The sequence below is a fragment of the Streptomyces sp. NBC_01446 genome (assembly GCF_026340095.1).
GTDB lineage: Bacteria > Actinomycetota > Actinomycetes > Streptomycetales > Streptomycetaceae > Streptomyces > Streptomyces aureus.
Map to the genome: position 1 here is coordinate 6095091 of NZ_JAPEPO010000001.1, position 19409 is coordinate 6114499.

The 19409-nt window shown below is 68.6% G+C and carries 14 protein-coding genes and 1 tRNA gene; 5 read left to right on the top strand and 10 right to left on the bottom strand.

Going from position 1 to position 19409, the window contains the following annotated elements; all coding sequences use genetic code 11:
- The first annotated feature begins 76 nt into the window (after nt 1-76).
- Nucleotides 77-1513 (top strand): pyruvate kinase, encoded by a 1437-nt coding sequence (pyk, locus tag OG456_RS27295; protein ID WP_266565441.1) that lies wholly within the window; start codon nt 77-79, stop codon nt 1511-1513.
- Nucleotides 1514-1516: 3 nt separating this feature from the next.
- Here pyk and OG456_RS27300 read toward each other — a convergent pair whose 3' ends face one another.
- Nucleotides 1517-2278, bottom strand: coding sequence for a transcriptional regulator (locus OG456_RS27300; protein WP_266565443.1), 762 nt, complete (start codon nt 2276-2278; stop codon nt 1517-1519).
- Nucleotides 2279-2383: 105 nt separating this feature from the next.
- Nucleotides 2384-2456 (bottom strand) — tRNA-Leu (locus OG456_RS27305).
- A 101-nt stretch (nt 2457-2557) separates the two neighbouring features.
- Here OG456_RS27305 and OG456_RS27310 point away from each other — a divergent pair.
- Nucleotides 2558-3214, top strand: coding sequence for an ANTAR domain-containing response regulator (locus tag OG456_RS27310; RefSeq protein WP_266565445.1), 657 nt, complete (start codon nt 2558-2560; stop codon nt 3212-3214).
- Between the two features lie 77 nt (nt 3215-3291).
- On the opposite strand, the gene OG456_RS27315 is transcribed toward OG456_RS27310, so the two are convergent.
- The 7 genes from OG456_RS27315 to OG456_RS27345 form a co-directional block, all read right to left on the bottom strand.
- Entirely contained in the window at nt 3292-4008 is a 717-nt protein-coding gene (locus OG456_RS27315; RefSeq protein ID WP_266565447.1) for an ABC transporter ATP-binding protein, read from the bottom strand.
- Entirely contained in the window at nt 4005-4859 is an 855-nt protein-coding gene (locus tag OG456_RS27320; RefSeq protein WP_266565449.1) for an ABC transporter ATP-binding protein, read from the bottom strand. The genes OG456_RS27315 and OG456_RS27320 overlap by 4 nt, the downstream gene beginning before the upstream one ends.
- Before the next feature lie 5 nt (nt 4860-4864).
- On the bottom strand, nt 4865-6637 hold the full coding sequence (locus OG456_RS27325) for a branched-chain amino acid ABC transporter permease (protein WP_266569449.1): 1773 nt from the start codon (nt 6635-6637) through the stop codon (nt 4865-4867).
- A 5-nt stretch (nt 6638-6642) separates the two neighbouring features.
- The gene (locus tag OG456_RS27330; RefSeq protein ID WP_266565451.1) at nt 6643-7575 is read right to left on the bottom strand and encodes a branched-chain amino acid ABC transporter permease; all 933 of its coding nucleotides are present in this window, start codon (nt 7573-7575) and stop codon (nt 6643-6645) included.
- 192 nt (nt 7576-7767) lie between these two features.
- Nucleotides 7768-8964, bottom strand: coding sequence for a branched-chain amino acid ABC transporter substrate-binding protein (locus OG456_RS27335; protein WP_266565453.1), 1197 nt, complete (start codon nt 8962-8964; stop codon nt 7768-7770).
- Nucleotides 8965-10439: 1475 nt separating this feature from the next.
- Nucleotides 10440-10901 carry a PaaI family thioesterase gene (locus tag OG456_RS27340; RefSeq protein WP_266565455.1) on the bottom strand — a complete coding sequence of 154 codons (462 nt, stop codon included), beginning with the start codon at nt 10899-10901 and terminating at the stop codon, nt 10440-10442.
- 80 nt (nt 10902-10981) lie between these two features.
- Entirely contained in the window at nt 10982-13288 is a 2307-nt protein-coding gene (locus tag OG456_RS27345) for an FdhF/YdeP family oxidoreductase (protein WP_266565457.1), read from the bottom strand.
- A gap of 123 nt (nt 13289-13411) precedes the next feature.
- On the opposite strand from OG456_RS27345, the gene polA reads away from it, so the two are divergent.
- Nucleotides 13412-16138 (top strand): DNA polymerase I, encoded by a 2727-nt coding sequence (gene polA / locus OG456_RS27350; protein ID WP_266565459.1) that lies wholly within the window; start codon nt 13412-13414, stop codon nt 16136-16138.
- 151 nt (nt 16139-16289) lie between these two features.
- Here the strand turns inward: polA and OG456_RS27355 are convergent, their stop codons facing one another.
- Nucleotides 16290-17165 (bottom strand): DUF4184 family protein, encoded by an 876-nt coding sequence (locus tag OG456_RS27355; protein ID WP_266565461.1) that lies wholly within the window; start codon nt 17163-17165, stop codon nt 16290-16292.
- A 215-nt stretch (nt 17166-17380) separates the two neighbouring features.
- On the opposite strand from OG456_RS27355, the gene OG456_RS27360 reads away from it, so the two are divergent.
- Together OG456_RS27360 and OG456_RS27365 are read left to right on the top strand one after the other, a co-directional pair.
- Nucleotides 17381-19102: a lytic transglycosylase domain-containing protein gene (locus OG456_RS27360; protein ID WP_266565463.1), complete on the top strand. Its 1722-nt coding sequence runs from the start codon at nt 17381-17383 to the stop codon at nt 19100-19102.
- A 172-nt stretch (nt 19103-19274) separates the two neighbouring features.
- Nucleotides 19275-19409 carry an SPW_0924 family protein gene (locus OG456_RS27365; RefSeq protein ID WP_107489191.1) on the top strand — a complete coding sequence of 45 codons (135 nt, stop codon included), beginning with the start codon at nt 19275-19277 and terminating at the stop codon, nt 19407-19409.

Sequence of the window (19409 nt, forward strand, 5' to 3'; positions counted from 1 at the left end):
AACCCTTCATCCAAAGGTGGTTGGGTAGTCACGCACAACCAATTCCCTACCCACCGGTAAGCCCTAGGCTCGAACCATGCGCCGAGCAAAGATCGTCTGCACCCTGGGCCCAGCCACCGACTCGTACGAGCAGATCAAGGCACTCGTCGAAGCCGGAATGGACGTAGCCCGCTTCAACCTCAGCCACGGCACCTACGCCGAACACGAGGAGCGCTACCACCACGTCCGAAAGGCCTCCGACGAAACCGGCCGCAGCGTCGGAATCCTCGCCGACCTTCAAGGCCCGAAGATCAGACTCGGACGCTTCCGCGAAGGCCCCGTACTCCTTGAACGCGGCGACGAATTCACCATCACCGTCGAACCCGACATCCAAGGCGACCGCCACACCTGCGGCACCACCTACGACGGCCTCGCCACCGACGTCACCACCGGCGAACGCATCCTCGTCGACGACGGAAAAGTCACCCTCGAAGTCACCGGTGTCGACGGCCCCCGCGTCCACACCATCGTCATCGAAGGCGGCATGGTCTCCGACCACAAAGGCCTCAACCTCCCCGGCGTAGCCGTCTCCGTCCCCGCACTCAGCGACAAGGACCAGGAAGACCTCCGCTGGGCCCTGCGCACCGGCGCCGACGTCATCGCCCTCTCCTTCGTCCGCAGCGGACGCGACATCCAAGACGTCCACCGCATCATGGAAGAGGAAGACCGCCGCCTCCCCGTCATCGCCAAGGTCGAAAAGCCCCAGGCCGTCGACAACATCGACGACATCGTCGCCGCCTTCGACGGAATCATGGTCGCCCGCGGCGACCTCGGCGTCGAAATGCCACTCGAACAAGTCCCCATCGTCCAAAAGCGCGCCATCAAACTCGCCAAGCGCAACGCCAAGCCGGTCATCGTCGCGACCCAGATGCTCGACTCGATGATCGACAACTCGCGCCCCACCCGCGCCGAGGCGAGCGACGTCGCCAACGCCGTCATCGACGGCACCGACGCCGTCATGCTCTCCGGCGAGACCAGCGTCGGCAAATACCCCGTCGAAACGGTCCGCACCATGGGCCGCATCATCGAAGCGGCCGAGGAAGACATCCTCGCCAAGGGGCTCCCGCCCCTCACCGACCGCAACAAACCCCGCACCCAAGGCGGAGCCGTCGCCCGCGCCGCAGCCGAAATGGGCGACTTCCTCGGCGCGAAGTTCCTGGTGGCCTTCACCCAGTCCGGCGACACGGTCCGCCGCCTCTCCCGCTACCGCTCACCCATCCCGCTCCTGGCCTTCACCCCGACCCCGTCCACCCGCTCCCAGCTCAACCTCACCTGGGGCGTGGAGACCTTCCTCGGCCCCCACGTCGACTCCACCGACGCGATGGTCGACCAGGTCGACGAACTCCTCCTCCAGTACGGCCGCTGCCGGAAGGGCGACATCGTCGTCATCACAGCCGGCTCCCCGCCCGGAGTCTCCGGCTCCACCAACCTGGTCCGCGTCCACCACATCGGCGAGGACGACAGCCCGAAGTAGGGGTCAGTATTTGGGGCCTATGTGGGTGTCCATGAGGGCGACTGAGGCTTTGCGGGCGACGGAGATGTTGCGATGGTTCCCCTGCCGCCAATCAACACCCACTCTGTCCAGGGTGTCGGTGAAGAGCGTGATGATGTCGCCCGACAGGTTGGTGAAGAAGTACCGGGGATATTCGTAGCGCTTGAGCTCGCCGGCGATGACCTTCTCGGTCCAATTGATGATCCGGCATCCATCGGAATGGATGAGCCCGCGGATGAACTCCCACGGATGAGCGTCGACTATCTCCTGCTGCCAGGGTTCGAGCACGATCTTCCGGTCGTGCTTCTTGCCGGGGCCGTGCTGGGGGAAGAGGCAGGGCCAGTGTTTGCTGGAGGTGGTGACTGCGACGCAGCCCTGCTTCTTGACGCGACACACACTGTTGTCCGGGCGGACGGATCGCATGGCCGCTTCGCAGGCGTCGATAAGACCCGGCCAGGCATTGGCCATGAAGATGCGGAGGAAGTGGACGCCCCGCCGGTGTTCGTTGAGGCAGCCATCGCCCAGATAGAGGCCCAACAGGTAGGAGTACGCCGCTTGGTTTTCTGGCGGTCCTGGGGTGTCGGCGCATCTGGGGCAGGGAAGACCCGAGCGCTTGCGCGGTTCGATGTCGACCTGCCAGGAGCGGATTGCGGCCCGGGAGACCCCGGTCTCCTTGCTCACCGAGTTCAGGCTGCGCCCCTGGGCGACCAGAGCCAGTGCTCGCTTGCGTGTACTCATGCCGTACATGCGGCCACTCTGTGCGACTCGCCGCTGCGCCACGCAGCAAAAAGCGGATGTTCACGAGAACGTGTGCATCCGCCTTATGTGGCAACCTTGCAATCCAAGGAAAAGTGCCCCGAGTCGGATTCGAACCGACGCTGTATGGGTTTTGAATCCATGGCCTCTACCGCTGGGCTACCGGGGCCCCTTCGAAACGAAGGTCAGCGGTCACCCGCTGTGCCACCACCTTACCGCAGCTAGGTACGCTCTTGGGAGCAGTACCCCTGCCCTGAACTAGGAGCTATCGTGACCGCCCCCGAGTCGCCCCAGCCCGTAGACGCGTCCGACGACGACAAGTCGCACGTCCCGCCGCTGACGACCCGTGTCGTCATCGCCGAGGACGAGGCTCTGATCCGCCTCGACCTCAAAGAGATGCTCGAGGAAGAGGGCTACTCCGTCGTCGGTGAGGCCGGTGACGGTGAGCAGGCGGTCGAGCTGGCTCGTGAGCACAAGCCCGATCTGGTGATCCTCGACGTGAAGATGCCGAAGATGGACGGCATCTCGGCGGCGGAGAAGATCGCGGAGGAGTCGATCGCTCCGGTGCTGATGCTGACGGCGTTCTCGCAGCGCGATCTGGTGGAGCGGGCGCGGGACGCGGGTGCGATGGCGTATCTGGTGAAGCCGTTCAGCAAGAGTGATGTCGTTCCTGCCATCGAGATGGCGGTGTCGCGGTTCCAGGAGCTGCGGACGCTGGAGAACGAGGTCGCGGATCTGACGCAGCGGCTGGAGACGCGGAAGCTGGTGGACCGGGCGAAGTCGGTGTTGCAGACGGAGTACGGCCTGTCGGAGCCGGCGGCGTTCCGGTGGATTCAGAAGACGTCGATGGATCGGCGTCTGTCGATGCAGCAGGTTGCTGAGGCGGTTATTCAGGACGCCGAGGAGAAGAAGTCGGCGAAGGGCTGAGGTTCGCCCCGCGCCGTGTATGGCTGAGGCCCGTGCCCCCGGAGGGGTACGGGCCTCAGCCATCACTGCGTGCGGGCTCAGTCCTCGCCGAGGTAGGCCTTGCGGACGGATTCGTCGTGGAGGAGGTCTTGTCCGGTTCCGGAGAGGACGACGGTGCCGACTTCCATGACGTGGCCGTGGTCCGCGAGGGAGAGTGCGGCCTGGGCGTTCTGCTCGACCAGGAGGATGGTCGTGCCCTGGGACTTGAGTTCCACGATCGTGGCCATGATCTTCTGCATCATGATCGGGGAGAGGCCCATGGAGGGTTCGTCGAGCATGAGCAGTTTGGGCTGGGACATGAGGGCGCGTCCCATGGCGAGCATTTGCTGCTCGCCGCCCGAGAGGGTTCCCGCGGCTTGCTTGCGGCGTTCCCCGAGGATGGGGAAGAGGTCGTAGGCACGCTGGATGTCTTTTTCGATGCCGGCGGTGTCCTTGCGGAGGAACGCTCCGAGCTGGAGGTTCTCGGCGATGGAGAGCCGGGGGAAGATGCGTCGGCCTTCGGGGGAGTGGGCGAGGCCCATCGCGACGATCTTGTGTGCGGGGACGCCGGTGAGGGGTTTCCCGTCGAAGGTGATTTTGCCGCTGAGGGGCTTGAGGAGCCCGGACAGGGTGCGCAGGGTGGTGGTTTTGCCGGCGCCGTTGGTGCCGATGAGGGTGACGACTTCGCCTTGTTGGACGCTGAAGGAGATTCCCTTGACGGCTTCGATCTTGCCGTAGGCGACCCTGAGGTCTTCTACTTCGAGGAGTGCGCTCACTGGTCGTCTCCTTCCGTGGCGTGTGCTTCCGCGGCTTCGACTGCGGCTGCGGCGGTGTCTTCGGGGGCGCCTTCGAAGGGTTCGCCGAGGTAGGCGGCGATGACGCGTTCGTCGCCCTGGACGACTTCGGAGGTGCCTTCGACGAGCTTTTCGCCCTGGACGAGGCAGGCGACGCGGTCGCTGAGGTTGAAGATGAAGCGCATGTCGTGCTCGATGACGAGGACGGCGATGCCGCGGTCGCGGATGGCGAAGACGAGGTCTTCGGTGGCGCGGGTCTCCTGCGGGTTCATGCCGGCGGTGGGTTCGTCGAGGAGGAGCAGGCCGGGTTCGCTGGCCATGGCGCGGGCGATTTCGAGCTTGCGCTGTTCGCCGTAGGGGAGGTTGCGGGAGAGGTGGTCGGCCTTGTGGGCGAGGCCGATGAACTCCAGCAGTTCCATGGCGCGTTCGCGGGAAGCTGCTTCTGCCTTGCGGAAGCCGGGGCCGCGGAGGATGGCGGACCAGAGGCCTTCCTTGGTGCGGGTGTGGCGGCCGACGAGGACGTTTTCCAGGACGGTCATGTTGGCGAAGAGCCGGATGTTCTGGAAGGTGCGGGCGATGCCGGCGTCGGTGACCAGGTGTGGCTTGGGGGGCAGCACGGTGCCTTTGTAGGCGACTTTGCCCTCGGTGGGGACGTAGAGGCCGGTGAGGCAGTTGAAGAAGGTGGTCTTGCCCGCGCCGTTGGGGCCGATGAGGCCGACGATCTCTCCGGCGTTGACGGTGAGGTCGACGTTGCGTACGGCGGTGAGGCCGCCGAAGCGCATGGTGACGCCGGTGGCTTCGAGGACGGGGCTGGGGGCTGTGGTGGTGGTCATGGTGGTTACGCCCCTGCCTTGGTGACGCCGACGGTGGAGTCGGGTAGGCCTTGTTCGGGGATGTGGACGGTGTCGTCGCTCTCGTGGAACTCGAGTTGGCGGCGGCGGTTGGCGATGATGCCTTCGGGGCGGAACCGCATGAGGAGGACGAGTGCGACGCCGAAGGCGAGGAGCTGGTACTCCTTCAGGAAGCTGAGCTTCTCGGGGAGCATGTAGAGCAGGGTGGCGCCGAGGATGGGTCCGTTGACGGTGCCCATGCCGCCGAGGACGACGGCGGCGAGGAGGAACGCGGAGTTCGGGGGCACGGAGCCGGCGAACTGGTACGGGGCCGGGTTGACGCTGTAGCCGACGTGGGCGCTGACGGTGCCGGCGAGGCCGGCGAGGGAGGCGCCGAGTGCGAAGGCGATGAGTTTGACGCGGAAGCCGTTGATGCCCATGGCGGTGGCGGCGGTCTCGTCCTCGCGGATGGCGATCCAGGAGCGGCCGATGCGGGAGTCCGCGGCGCGGGTGAAGACGAGGACGACGATCGCGGTGATGAGCAGCATCAGCAGGAAGTAGTTCGCGAAGCGGCCGAGGGAGAATCCGCCGATGTCGTGGTTGCTTCCGAAGTTGAACCCGAAGATGTTGAGGTCCGGGATCATGGAGATGCCGTTGGGGCCGTTGGTGAGGTTGGGGCCGGAGGTGCCGTCGAGGTTGTTGACGGTGATGCGGAAGATCTCTCCGAAGCCCAGGGTCACGATGGCGAGGTAGTCGCCGCGCAGGCGCAGGGTGGGGGCGCCGATGAGGACACCGAAGACCAGCGATGCGAGCATGCCGGTGAGCATGGCGGCCCAGAAGGGGAACTGGACGCCGGAGAAGCGGGAGAACTCGGAGCCGGAGACGAGGGCGGCCGCGTAGGCGCCGACGCCGAGGAAGGCGACGTATCCGAGGTCGAGGAGTCCGGTCAGGCCGACGACGATGTTGAGGCCGAGGGCGACGGTGGCGACGACGAGGATGTTCACGCCGAGGTTGGAGTTGTGCTCGTTGTTCTCGACGAAGGGGAAGAGCGCTGCCGCGAGGAAGGCCATGGAGGTGGCGAATCCCTTGTGGCCGGCGTTGAGCTGGGCGAAGCGGTCGAAGAGTCCTGCGGTGAACAGGGACCAGGTGCCGAAGACGACCAGGAGGATGTAGCCCAGGAACGTTTCGCTCGCGTCGGGGTCGACGCCGACGCCGTAGGCGAAGACGATCAGTGCGAGGGCGGTGGCGGCGGTGATGACGAGGCGTTGGCCCCAGGCGGGGAGTTTCGCGGCCGGGGGGATGTTGTCGGGCTTGGTGACGTAGTCCTTGAAGGTGTCACCGGGCTTGGGGAGCGCGAGGGCGCCGACCAGGGCGATGGCGGAGCCGACGGCGGCGATGTAGGCGCCGGGGTCGAGGGCGACGAGGCCCTTGAGGTCGACGGCGATGGCGATGGCGCTGAACCAGCTGACGGCGAACGCGGACGTGGCGGCGAGGAGGACGGGCTGGATGGCCGTCGCCGGGTTGAGCCAGCCGAGGCCGCGGACACCGAAGAGGGTGAGCGCGAACAGCAGCGTCAGGACGCCGGCGACGAGGTCGAGGATCTGGAGTCCGGCCGGGGAGCCGTAGTAGGTGAGGTCCCCGGGGAAGTCGGACGTGTAGGTCCAGGACATGAAGGTGCTGGCGATGGTGGCGACGGCGCCGATGGCGACGAGGGCGCGTGCGGCGGTCGCGGGGAGCGCGACGAGGCCGCGCGGGGGGGTGGTGGTGTCGGTGGTTGCCATGGTGCTCACGCCCTGTCCGCGACGCGTTCGCCGATGAGGCCTTGTGGCCTGAACAGCAGTACGAGGATGAGGAGTACGAAGGCCCAGACTGCGGACCAGCCGCCGCCACCGAGCTGCTGCATGCCGGGGATGCCGTCGATGTAGCTGGTGGCCATGGTCTCGGCGAGGCCGAGGACGAGGCCGCCGATCATGGCGCCGTAGATGTTGCCGATGCCGCCGAGGACGGCCGCGGTGAAGGCCTTGAGGCCCATCTGGAAGCCCATGTCGTACTTGACGGTGCCGTAGCGCAGTCCGTAGGAGACGGCTGCGACGGCGGCGAAGAAGCCGCCGATGGCGAAGGCGATGACGATGATGCGGTTGGTGTCGATGCCCATGAGCTGCGCGGTGTCAGGGTCCTGCGCGGTGGCCTGCATGGCGCGGCCGGTGCGGGAGAGGCTGACGAACAGGGCGAGGGCCGCCATGCAGAGGGGGGCGGCGATGATGACGAAGACGCTGCCGCTCTGGATGCTGACGGAGCCGATGTGGACGGGTCCGAAGGGCAGCTGGGGGAACTTGAGGTCGTTCTTGGCGTCCGGGTACCAGTTGAAGACGACCTGCTGGAGGGCGAGCGACAGACCGATGGCGGTGATGAGCGGGGCGAGGCGTGGTGCTCCGCGCAGTGGTCGGTAGGCGAAGCGTTCGGCCCCGACGGCGATGAGGACGGAGACGATTCCGCCGCCTATCAGCATCGCGGGGAGGGCTATCCACATGGATGTGCCGTTGGGCAGAACGTAGAGGTAGACCGTGAGTGCGCCGAAGCCGCCGGTCATGAAGATCTCGCCATGGGCGAAGTTGATGAGCTGGACGATGCCGTACACCATCGTGTAGCCGATGGCGATCAGGCCGTACATCGAGCCGAGGAACAGCCCGTTGGCCAGCTGCTGCGGCAGGGTGTTCACCGCATGGCCTCCATGTGGTGGGGAGAGGTTGAGCAGGGCGTATGAAGCGGGCCGCGCGGTGACGGGTGGTCATGGCCGCGCGGCCCAGAGGTGGTGCTGAGGGCCTGTCCCGGTGGTTTCGACCGGGTCGGCGGTTCGGTCGGGCCGTGACCCTCGGTGACTGAACCGCCTGGTGGCCCGGGGTGGTGCTGATCAGCCGCTGAACGTGCCGCTCTTCACGGCCTTCCACTTGCCGTCGACGACCTGGTACACGGTGAGCTGCTTGTTGGTGGTGTCGCCGTACTCGTCGAAGGAGACGGGTCCCGCGATGCCGTCGAACTTGGTCTTCTGGACCTCGCCGACGATCTTGGAGCGGGCGTCGGAGGGGACCTTGCCGTCCTTCACGACGTTGCCGATCGCCTTGATGATGGCGGTGGCGGCGTCGTAGGAGTAGCCGCCGTACGTGCCGTAGTCGCCCTTGAGGCCGGAGGCCTTGTACTTCTTGATGAAGTCGGCGGCGGAGGGCAGGGAGTCGACGGGCTGGCCGACCGAGGTGGCGAGGTCGCCTTCGGAGGTCTTGCCGGCGGTCTGGATGTAGGTGTCGCTGAACATGCCGTCACCGCCGAACAGCGGGACCTTGGCTCCGCCGTCCTTGAGCTGCTTGGTGAGCTTCTCGGACTCGTCGTACTGGCCGCCGTAGTAGACGAGGTCGGCCTTGGAGTTCTTGATCTTGGTGACGAGGGCGGAGAAGTCCGTGTCGCCGGTGTTGACGTGGTCCTGGCCCGTGACCTTGCCGCCGGCCTTGGTGAAGCCGGCCTTGAAGAGCTTGGCGAGGCCGGCACCGTAGGTCTGCTTGTCGTCGACCACGAACACCTTGCGCTTCTTCAGCGTGTTGTAGGCGTAGTCGGCCGCGAAGCCGCCCTGCAGGGCGTCGGTGGTGGCGGTGCGGAAGTAGGTCTTGAACGGGCGGGACTTGGAGGTCTGCCAGTTCTTGCCCTGGGTGAGCTCGGGGGCCGTGTTGGACGGAGAGATCTCGACCAGGTTGGCGGTGGCGAAGACCTGCTGCATCTGGGTGGCGACACCGGAGTTCAGCGGGCCGACGATGCCGAGGACCTTCTCGTTCTGGACGAGCTGGGTGGCGTTGGACTGGCCCTGGGCCGGGATCGCCTTGTCGTCGAGCGCCTGGACCTTGAAGGTCACGCCGGGAACGGTGTTGTTCTTGTTGGCGTCGTTCACGGCGATCTGCACGCCGCCCTGGATGCCGAGGCCGGTGGCCGAGTTCTGGCCGGTGAGCGGGGCGTCGACGCCGATGATGACGGTGGTCTTCTTGCTGCTGTCGCTGCCCTTGTTGTCGTCGCGCGATCCGCAGGCGGTGAGCGTGAGTGCTCCGGTGGTGAGCACGCTGGTCATGATGAGCAAGGAACGGTGTCGCACGATCAATCCTCTCCCTGGCGCGGCTCCCGTGGTTGGGGGCCGTGTGTCTCGCCGGGCCGTACTGGGGTGGTACAGGGCCGTGCAGCAGACGCGCCCGGCGGCGCGGTGACTGGCCGTGACTATAAGCGCAGGTGGGTGGGGTGGGGAGCTGAGGAGGGAAGGATGTGACGCTCTTGTTATGACGCGGTGCTCGTCGGTGGGTGCAGTGGGGGCGATTGGGACTTTTGGGTGTGGGCTGCAGATGTTCACATGTGAAGAACATGCTGTTCCGCTAAGGAACTTGGGGTGATCTTGGTCCTTACGGGCGGGAGTGTGCCGCCGGGGTGGCGGATGCCGGGCGCTTCGGGGGCGGTGGCTCGCGCTCCGCATTGCTCTGTTGCGACAGAGGTAACCGAGTGTTACTTCCGCGTGAGATCGGTTCGAGGTCCGGGGTCGGCCCGGAGTGCCCTTTGCGCGGTCCGCAGGTGTCGTGCGGGGAGGCGGCGAGGTCGCGGGGGATAGGCGCCGCCGAAGAGGTAGCTGTGCTGCTGCTGTGCCTGACGGTTCGGTAGGTCGAGGTCGAGCGGCGGCAGGGCGAAGCAGGGCGGCAGGGCGGCGCACTTGTATACGGAGATGCGCACAGTGTGAGGGGTCTCGGGGCACCGCCCTTCACTGTCAGTGGCAGCGCGGGGATGAAGCGCGCACACAATCCCGGTAGTTCGGCCCGAACTTGACGGATGGTCACAGGGTGGAGGTCGCGTACGGAGATGGTGAAGCGGAAGGTGGCGGTGTGCGGGTGCTGCGAGGCCGGCGGGCCGCTTCCCTCGTAGAGCGGGACGGTGACCTGAGGGTCAGGGGGTGGGGGCGGGCGTCGCCGGGGTCGTGGTGAGGGCGGTGTACGCCTAGGCGCCCGCGATGGCCGCGGCGACAAGTAGGGCTTGCAGGGTGCGGCGCAGGCGTGACGGAGGCGCCGCCCAACGCTCGTAAGGGTGGAGGGAGTTGGGGGAGCCGCCCCACCGGATGTCGGCGTGGGTGGGGGTGTGGGCGTGGGTGTGCGGGGCGCCGTCGCCGGAGGGGGTTCCGGCTCGACGGGTCCGATACCGGCCATGCTCCACGCCAGTGCGGAGGGGGAGGGTCCGCCAATGTGGGCGACGGGCTCAACTGTCGTTCGTCATCGCGCAGTTGAGTGGTGACCGTGCCTTGGTGAACGTCCGCGCTGTGGCGTCCGGTGGGATTGTGAGGCCTGTCGGTGCGTGGGCCGAACTCGCGTCGGCGGCGGCCGTGTGCCGAGCTGCTCCGCTTCCGTCGCGTGGGTGACGCCTGCGCTGCCCGGCGCGGGCGGCAGTGGCCGTCGGCGCCGGGAACAGCGGTGTGAAGCGTCGTGATCGTTGTGGCGCCCTGTGACGGACCAGCCCCGGTCAGGACCGGACCAGCCCTGTCACGGACGAGCCCTGCGGCGGACGAGAGGGGCCTCAGCTCTTGGGCATGTCCTTGAGGAGGCAGGTCAGGCGGGCCGAGCAGACCCGCCGGTCCTGCTCGTCGGTGATCACGATCTCGTACGTGGCCGTGGAGCGGCCGCGGTGTACGGGGGTGGCGACGCCGGTGACGAGGCCGGAGCGGGCCCCGCGGTGGTGCGTGCAGTTCAGGTCGACGCCGACGGCGATCTTGGAGCTGCCGCCGTGGAGCATCGAGCCGACGGAGCCGAGGGTCTCGGCGAGGACCGCGGAGGCGCCGCCGTGCAGGAGGCCGTACGGCTGGGTGTTGCCCTCGACGGGCATGGTGCCGACGACGCGCTCGGGGGACGCCTCCTTGATCTGGACGCCCATGCGGGTGCCGAGGTCCCCTGCGGAGAACAGGGCGGGCAGATCGACGCCGAGCGCCGCGTACTCGTCGATGACCTCTTGCGGGAACTTCACGCTGCTGTACTCGCCCATGGTGCCCGGCTCCGTTCGTCGTCTGTCGGTGTTCGTGCTGTGGGGTGCTGTTCTGCCTGGTCGGCTGCCTGAGCGAACGCTCAGTCGGTCGCCGATTGTTCCAGGCGGACGACGACGGACTTGCTGGTGGGGGTGTTGCTGGTGTCAGCGGTGGCGTCCAGCGGGATCAGGACGTTGGTCTCCGGGTAGTACGCGGCCGCGCAGCCCCGGGCCGTCGGGTAGTGGACGACACGGAAGCCGGGGGCGCGGCGCTCCACACCGTCCGTCCACTCGCTGACCAGGTCGACGTAGGAGCCGTCCGCGAGGCCCAGGTCCTGAGCGTCGTGAGGGCTGACGAGGACGACCCGGCGGCCGTTCCTGATGCCGCGGTAGCGGTCGTCGAGGCCGTAGATCGTGGTGTTGTACTGGTCGTGCGAGCGCAGGGTCTGCAGCAGCAGTCGGCCCTCGGGGAGCTTGGGGTACTCGACGGGCGCCGCCGTGAAGTTCGCCTTGCCGGTGGTGGTGGGGAAGCGCCGCTCGTCGCGTGGGCCGTGCGGCAGCGTGAAGCCGCCGGGGCGGCCGGCGGAACCGGTCACGCGCGCGTTGAAGTCCTCGAAACCCGGGATGACTTTCGCGATGCGGTCGCGGACCGTGGCGTAGTCCTGCTCGAACTCCTCCCAGGGCGTGCGTGACGCCTCGCCCAGGACGCGGCGCGCGAGGCGGGCCACGATGGCCGGCTCCGACAGGAGGTGCTTGCTCGCGGGCGTGAGGCGGCCGCGGGAGGCGTGGACCATGCTCATGGAGTCCTCGACCGTCACGAACTGCTCTGTGCTTTTCCCGTTGGGGCCGACCTGGAGGTCCCGTTCGGTGCGGCCGAGAGTCGGCAGGATCAGGGCACGCGCGCCGGTGACCGCGTGGGAGCGGTTGAGCTTCGTCGACACGTGCACCGTCAGGGCGGCGCGGCGCATCGCGGCCTCGGTGACGTGAGTGTCGGGAGAGGCCGCCACGAAGTTGCCGCCCATCGCGAAGAACACCTTCGCCTCGCCGTCGCGCAGTGCCTCGATGGCCCGTACGACGTCGAAGCCGTGCTCGCGGGGCGGTGCGAAGCCGAACTCCTTCTCCAGGGCGTCCAGGAAGGCGGGCGCGGGGCGTTCGAAGACGCCCATGGTGCGGTCGCCCTGCACGTTGGAGTGGCCGCGCACCGGGCACACGCCCGCGCCGGGGCGGCCGATGTTCCCGCGCAGGAGCAGGAAGTTGACGACCTCGCGGATCGTGGGCACCGAATGCTTGTGCTGGGTGAGGCCCATCGCCCAGCACACGACGGTGCGCTCGGAGGCGAGCACCAGGGCGAGGGCTTCCTCGATCTCGGCGCGCTGCAGGCCCGTCGCCGTCAGCGTCGCGTCCCAGTCGGCGGCGCGGGCGGCCTCGGTGAACTCCTCGTAGCCGTGCGTGTGCTCCGCTATGAAGGCGTCGTCGACGGCGCCTTCCGTCTCCAGGATCAGCTTGTTCAGGAGGCGGAAGAGGGCCTGGTCCCCGCCGAGGCGGATCTGGAGGAACAGGTCGGTCAGGGTGGCGCCCTTGAACATGCCCTGCGGGGTCTGCGGATTCTTGAAGCGTTCGAGTCCGGCCTCGGGCAGCGGGTTGATCGTGATGATCCTCGCGCCGTTCGCCTTCGCCTTCTCCAGGGCCGAGAGCATGCGCGGGTGGTTCGTGCCCGGGTTCTGCCCGGCCACGATGATCAGGTCGGACTTGTAGAGGTCCTCCAGGGAGACGCTGCCCTTGCCGATGCCGATGGTCTCCGTGAGCGCGGAACCGGACGACTCATGGCACATGTTCGAGCAGTCGGGCAGGTTGTTCGTGCCGAACTCGCGGGCGAACAGCTGGTAGAGGAACGCCGCCTCGTTGCTCGTGCGGCCCGAGGTGTAGAACACGGCCTCGTCGGGGGAGGCCAGGGCGGTCAGCTCCTCGGCGATGATGTCGAAGGCGCGCTCCCAGGACACCGGCTCGTAGCGCTCGGCGCCGTCCGCCAGATACATGGGGTGCGTGAGGCGGCCCTGCTGGCCCAGCCAGTACCCGGAGCGGGTCGCGAGGTCGGCGACCGGGTGCGCGGCGAAGAAGTCGGGCGTGACCCGGCGCAGGGTGGCCTCCTCGGCGACCGCCTTCGCGCCGTTCTCGCAGAACTCCGCCTTGTGCCGCTGGTCGGGCTCGGGCCAGGCGCAGCCCGGGCAGTCGAAGCCGTCTTTCTGATTGACGCGGAGAAGGGTGAGCGCGGTGCGGCGCACGCCCATCTGCTGCTGGGCGATCTTGAGGGAATGGGCGACGGCGGGCAGTCCGGCGGCGGCGCGCAGCGGCGCGTCCACCTGCGGTGCGTCCTGGACCGGATCGCCCGTGGGCGGCTTCGTTGCCATCGTCTGTTCCCCTTCGAGGACACGTGTGAGGTACGTCGCCGATCCTCGCACGCACGACTGACAGCCCTCGCCGGAGACCCGTGGCGGACCGGACTGTCAGTGGGGCGTGGCAGGATCGGGGGCGTGGCAGAGACAGCAGCGAAGAAGACCGAGAAGAAGACCTCAGGCAGCCGGCCGCGGCTGATGCTCATGGACGGGCATTCGCTGGCGTACCGCGCGTTCTTCGCGCTGCCCGCGGAGAACTTCACGACCGCGACCGGACAGCCGACGAACGCGATCTACGGCTTCGCCTCGATGCTGGCGAACACGCTGCGCGACGAGGCGCCCACGCACTTCGCGGTGGCGTTCGACGTCTCGCGCAAGACGTGGCGCTCCGAGGAGTTCACGGAGTACAAGGCGAATCGTTCGAAGACTCCGGACGAGTTCAAGGGGCAGGTCGAGCTGATCGGCGAGCTCCTCGACGCGATGCACACCCCGCGCTTCGCGGTCGACGGGTTCGAGGCGGACGACATCATCGCCACGCTCGCCACCCAGGCCGAGGCCGCAGGGTTCGACGTCCTGGTCGTCACCGGAGACCGGGACTCCTTCCAGCTCGTCAGCGACCACGTCACGGTGCTCTACCCGACGAAGGGCGTCTCCGAGCTGACGCGGTTCACGCCGGAGAAGGTCGAGGAGAAGTACGGGCTCACGCCGGCCCAGTACCCCGACTTCGCGGCCCTGCGCGGCGACCCGTCGGACAACCTGCCGGGCATCCCCGGCGTCGGCGAGAAGACCGCCGCGAAGTGGATCAACCAGTTCGGTTCGTTCGCCGAGCTCGTGGAGCGCGCCGAAGAGGTCAAGGGCAAGGCCGGACAGAATTTCCGCGACCACATCGAAGCCGTCAAGCTGAACCGCCGGCTCACCGAGATGGTGCGCGACGTCGAGCTCCCCAAGACGGTCGAAGACCTGGAGCGCGCCGCGTACGACCGCACGGCCGTCGCGATGGTCCTGGACACCCTGGAGATCCGTAACCCGTCGCTGCGCGAGCGGCTCCTCGCCGTCGACCCGGGCGCCGAGGAGGCCGAGCAGACACCCGCCGAGCCCGGCGTCGACGTCGACGGCTCGGTGCTCGGCGCGGGCGAGGTGGCCCCGTGGCTCGCCGAGCACGGCGACGCCGCCCTGGGCCTCGCCACGGTCGACACCTGGGCGCTCGGTGCGGGATCCGTCACCGAGGTGGCGCTCGCCGGCGCCGGGGGAGCCGCCGCCTGGTTCGACCCCACCCAGCTCGACGAGGCCGACGAGAACGCGTTCGCGACATGGCTCGCCGACCCCGCGAAGCCCAAGGTCCTGCACAACGCGAAGAACGTCATGCGGGTCTTCGCCGAGCACGGCTGGACCGTGGACGGCGTCACCATGGACACGGCGCTCGCCGCGTACCTGGTCAAGCCCGGCCGCCGCTCCTTCGCGCTCGACGCGCTGACCCTGGAGTACCTGGGCCGTGAGCTCGCCCCGGCGGCGGCCGACGGACAGCTCGCCTTCGGTACGGAGGACGACGACCAGGCCGAGGCCGACGCGCTCATGGTGCACGCCCGCGCGATCCTCGACCTCGGCGAGGCCTTCGGCGGGAAGCTCCGGGAAGTCGGCGCCGCCGATCTCCTCAAGGACGTCGAGCTGCCCACGTCCACGCTCCTCGCGCGCATGGAGCGGCACGGCATCGCCGCCGACCGCGCCCACCTGGAGGCCATGGAGCAGATGTTCGCGGGCGCCGTCCAGCAGGCCGTGAAGGAGGCGCACGCCTCCGTGGGCCACGAGTTCAACCTCGGCTCGCCCAAGCAGCTCCAGGAAGTCTTCTTCGGCGAGCTCGACCTCCCCAAGACGAAGAAGACGAAGACCGGGTACACGACGGACGCGGACGCGCTCGCCTGGCTGGCCACGCAGACCGACCACGAACTCCCCGTGATCATGCTGCGCCACCGCGAGCAGGCCAAGCTGCGCGTCACCGTCGAGGGCCTCATCAAGACGATCGCCGCGGACGGCCGCATCCACACGACGTTCAACCAGACCGTCGCCGCGACGGGCCGGCTCTCCTCGACCGACCCGAACCTGCAGAACATCCCGGTCCGCACCGACGAGGGCCGCGCCATCCGCCGCGGCTTCGTCGTCGGTGAGGGCTTCGAGTCGCTCATGACCGCGGACTACAGCCAGATCGAGCTGCGCGTCATGGCGCACCTCTCCGAGGACGAGGGCCTTCTCGAGGCGTTCACCTCCGGCGAGGACCTGCACACCACGGTCGGCGCGCAGGTCTTCGGCGTCGAGCGGTCCGCCGTCGACGCGGAGATGCGCCGCAAGATCAAGGCGATGTCGTACGGGCTGGCCTACGGCCTGTCCGCGTTCGGCCTGTCCGGGCAGCTGAACATCGAGCCCGGCGAGGCGCGGGTCCTCATGGACACGTACTTCGAGCGGTTCGGCGGCGTGCGCGACTATCTGCGCCGAGTCGTCGACGAGGCGCGCGCCACGGGCTACACCGAGACGATGCTCGGCCGCCGCCGGTATCTGCCGGACCTCAACAGCGACAACCGCCAGCGCCGTGAGATGGCCGAGCGTATGGCGCTCAACGCGCCCATCCAGGGCACGGCCGCCGACATCGTCAAGATCGCCATGCTGAACGTGGACAAGGCGCTCAAGGACGCGAAGCTCAAGTCCCGGCTGCTGCTCCAGGTCCACGACGAAATCGTCCTGGAGATCGCCCCGGGCGAGGCCGCGGCGGCGGAGGAGCTGGTCCGGCGCGAGATGGCAGGGGCCGTGCAGCTGAGGGCGCCGCTGGACGTGTCGGTGGGCGTGGGCCCGGACTGGGAGTCCGCGGCGCACTAGCCTGCGACGGGCCGTAGTTCGGGCCGTAGTTCGGGCCGCAGTTCAGGCCGCAGTTCAGGCCGCAGTTCGGGCCGTAGTTCAGGTAAGCCGTAGTTCAGGTAAGGGGCGGAGCCAATGGGCTCCGCCCCTTACCGCGTTCAGTGTTGTCGTGTCACCGTTGGTGTTTCACCGGCGTCGGCGCCACCCCGCGACTGGCCGGACCTCGACGCCCCCGCACGAGAAGCGCGTACACGACCAGACCGAGTACGAGGCCCGCACCTCCGCCGAAGCACAGGGTCGGGATGATCTCCCACGGCTTGGCGACAGCGCCCCAGTACGTCCACCAGCGCACCGTCCGCACCCCCGCGGCCACCGCCACGCACCCGCCGATCACGAGCACCGCCACCCACCGCTCACTCACGGAGAGATGAGGCAGCGCGGCGCGGGCGTCGGCGGCGGCCGCCGAGGGGACACGGCGCACCGCCGATACCACGAAGAGCGCGATCACGACGAGCGCGACCGCCGAACCCCCGTACTGCGCGTACCAGTAGAGCGGGGAGCCGGCGATCTTCTCGCCGAGGACCGGGAAGACGCGCATGCCCCACCGGTCGAGATGCGTGAACGCGTCCCACACCACGTGCGTCGTCGCGCCCAGGACGGCGGACGCGTACCACCACCACACCGCGGCCACCGGCCGCCGCTCCCACGCGAAGGCGCCGGCGGGACGTCCGGTGCCCGCACCCCGCGCCACCACGAGGACCCGCCCCCGCACCCGCCCCGGCAGCAGCGCGATCACCGGTTCCCGCAGCAGGCGCCACAGGCCGACCAGTACCGCGGCGACGGCCACGTCGATCGTGAAGACGCCCGGGAAGGAGTGGGTGAAGTCCCCGAACTCCATCGCCCCCGGCACCGCACTCGCCGCGAAGTACGTCACGTCGGGCGAGAACGAGCCAGCCACCAGCAGCGAGGGCACGAGCGCACCGCGCCCGGTGCCGTCGCGGCGGACGGCCGGCAGCACGGCCGCGGCATGGCTGATCGTGAACGGCAAGTGGTCCCCCTCGGAGGGTTCCTGATGCGGTGCGTACGCGGTGTCGCTCAGTATGGCCCGTGGCCACCGCGGTAACGCGTACATGGCCAACCGGCAAAAATCGGGCACGAACGGGTGTCTGCGTGCTGGAAGTTGTCGTAGTGTCGCCTGGGTCACTCCACGCCGGGGAGCGTGGACGGACCCGGAAACGGTCGGCAATCGGAGGGGCTCACGGTATGGCGGCGCTATTCGGAAAGCGGTTGCGCAGGTCCGCGATGACGACCGCTGTGGCGGCTGCCGCCGTGGCGGCACTCTCCGCGTCGCAGGCGCCCGGTCTCACCGACACGCAGAACGGCAGACAGTCCACCGCCGACGCGACGCCCTCGCCCGGCGACTCGGCGACCGGCAACTCCCCGTACTACACCGATCTGCCGCCCCTCAACAGCCCCACCGCGCCGCCCAGTACGGGTCCCGGCAGCCCGGGCGGCACGGGTACCGGCGCGCACGAGGCAGGTATCCCCGCCACCGTCCTCGACGCGTACAAGAAGGCCGAGGCGGAGCTCGCCGCGACCAAGCCGGGCTGCAACCTCCCCTGGCAGCTCCTCGCCGCGATCGGCAAGGTCGAGTCGGGCCAGGCCCGCGGCGGCAACGTCGACGCGAACGGCACCACGCTCAAGCCGATCCTCGGCCCGGTCCTCAACGGCAACGGCTTCGCGAGGATCACCGACACGGACAACGGCGCCTACGACGGCGACACGACGCACGACCGGGCCGTCGGCCCCATGCAGTTCATCCCGTCGACCTGGGAGTGGTCCGGCCGCGACGGTAACGGCGACGGCAAGAAGGACCCCAACAACATCTACGACGCCGCCCTCGCCGCCGGCCACTACCTGTGCCGCGGCGACCGCGACCTGTCCCAGAGCGGCGGCCTGAACGCGGCGATCCTGAGCTACAACCACTCGCAGGAGTACCTCAACACGGTCCTGACGTGGCTCGAGTACTACCGCAAGGGCACCCACGAGGTCCCGGACGGCACCGGTGTCCAGCCCGGCGACCGCAGCGACGGCGGCGCCAGTCCCAGCCCCTCGCCCTCGCCGAGCAGCCCGGGCACGACCAGCCCGTCCCCGAGCACCTCCAAGCCGCCCAAGCCGACCAAGCCCGGCGGCTCCCCGGGCACCGACCCGTCGAAGCCGGGCGGCGGTGGCTCCACGAGCCCCACACCGCCCACGCCCGCCGAGACGGTCGCGCACATCGAGGACGCCGGTACGGGCACGCTCAACGCGACCGCCGGTGACGCCTTCGCCGAACAGGTCGCCGTCCGCACGGAGAACGCCGCGGGCAAGGGCGTCGGTACGGTCAAGGTGAAACTCACCGTCGTCGGCGACACGGACCTGGCCTTCAGCGGCGGGTTCAAGAGCGTCACCGTCGTCACCGACAGCACCGGCAAGGCCACCGCGCCGCCGCTGCGTGCGGGCGAGGACACGGGCGAGTTCACCGTCCGCGCCACCGTCGTCGACCGGAAGCTGCCCGGCCTCGACTACACGGCGACCGTCTCCGCGCGCCAGGCCGACGCCCTCACCAGGACCGGCGACACGGAACTGACCTGCGAGGCCGGCGGCCAGTTCGCCGACCCGGTCCAGGTCAGGGCCACGTACAAGGGCGACGCCGCCGACGGGGTCGCCACCACGGCCACGCTGATCAAGTCCAAGGACGACGCGACCGAGAACGACAAGGGCCCCTACTTCAAGGACGCGGACGGCAAGGCGATCCGCACCCTCAAGGGACTCAAGACCGACGGCGACGGCCGCCTCCAGCTGCCGAGGATCTACGCCGACGACGCCACGGGCACGTTCCTGCTCCGCGTCAACACCACCGGCGGCGCGACCCTCACCATCGAGCTGAAGGTCACCGCGGCCGGCGCCACGGCAACCCCGTCCGCCTCGCCCTCGGCGACGTAACTCCCGTACGGCACAAGCCGTATCAGCAGCACTCCCGCCGCCCCCTCGCCTTCACCGGCCGAGGGGGCGGCGCTGTTGTGCAACGTGTTCTCATCTCGGCCCCGCGTTGCTACGGTGCCCCAGCCCTGACGCCCTATCAGATTCCAGATCCGGTGATCCGCCGGGAGGCTGCATGCGTGCCCTGATCGCCGCCGCGACCGGTCTAGCCGTGGCGCTCGCCCTCGTCATCACGATCTCGGCGATCGGCTCCCCGCCCGGCGAGACCTCGCCCAAACCGCTGCTGACCACCGTCCCCAAGCACCCCTGA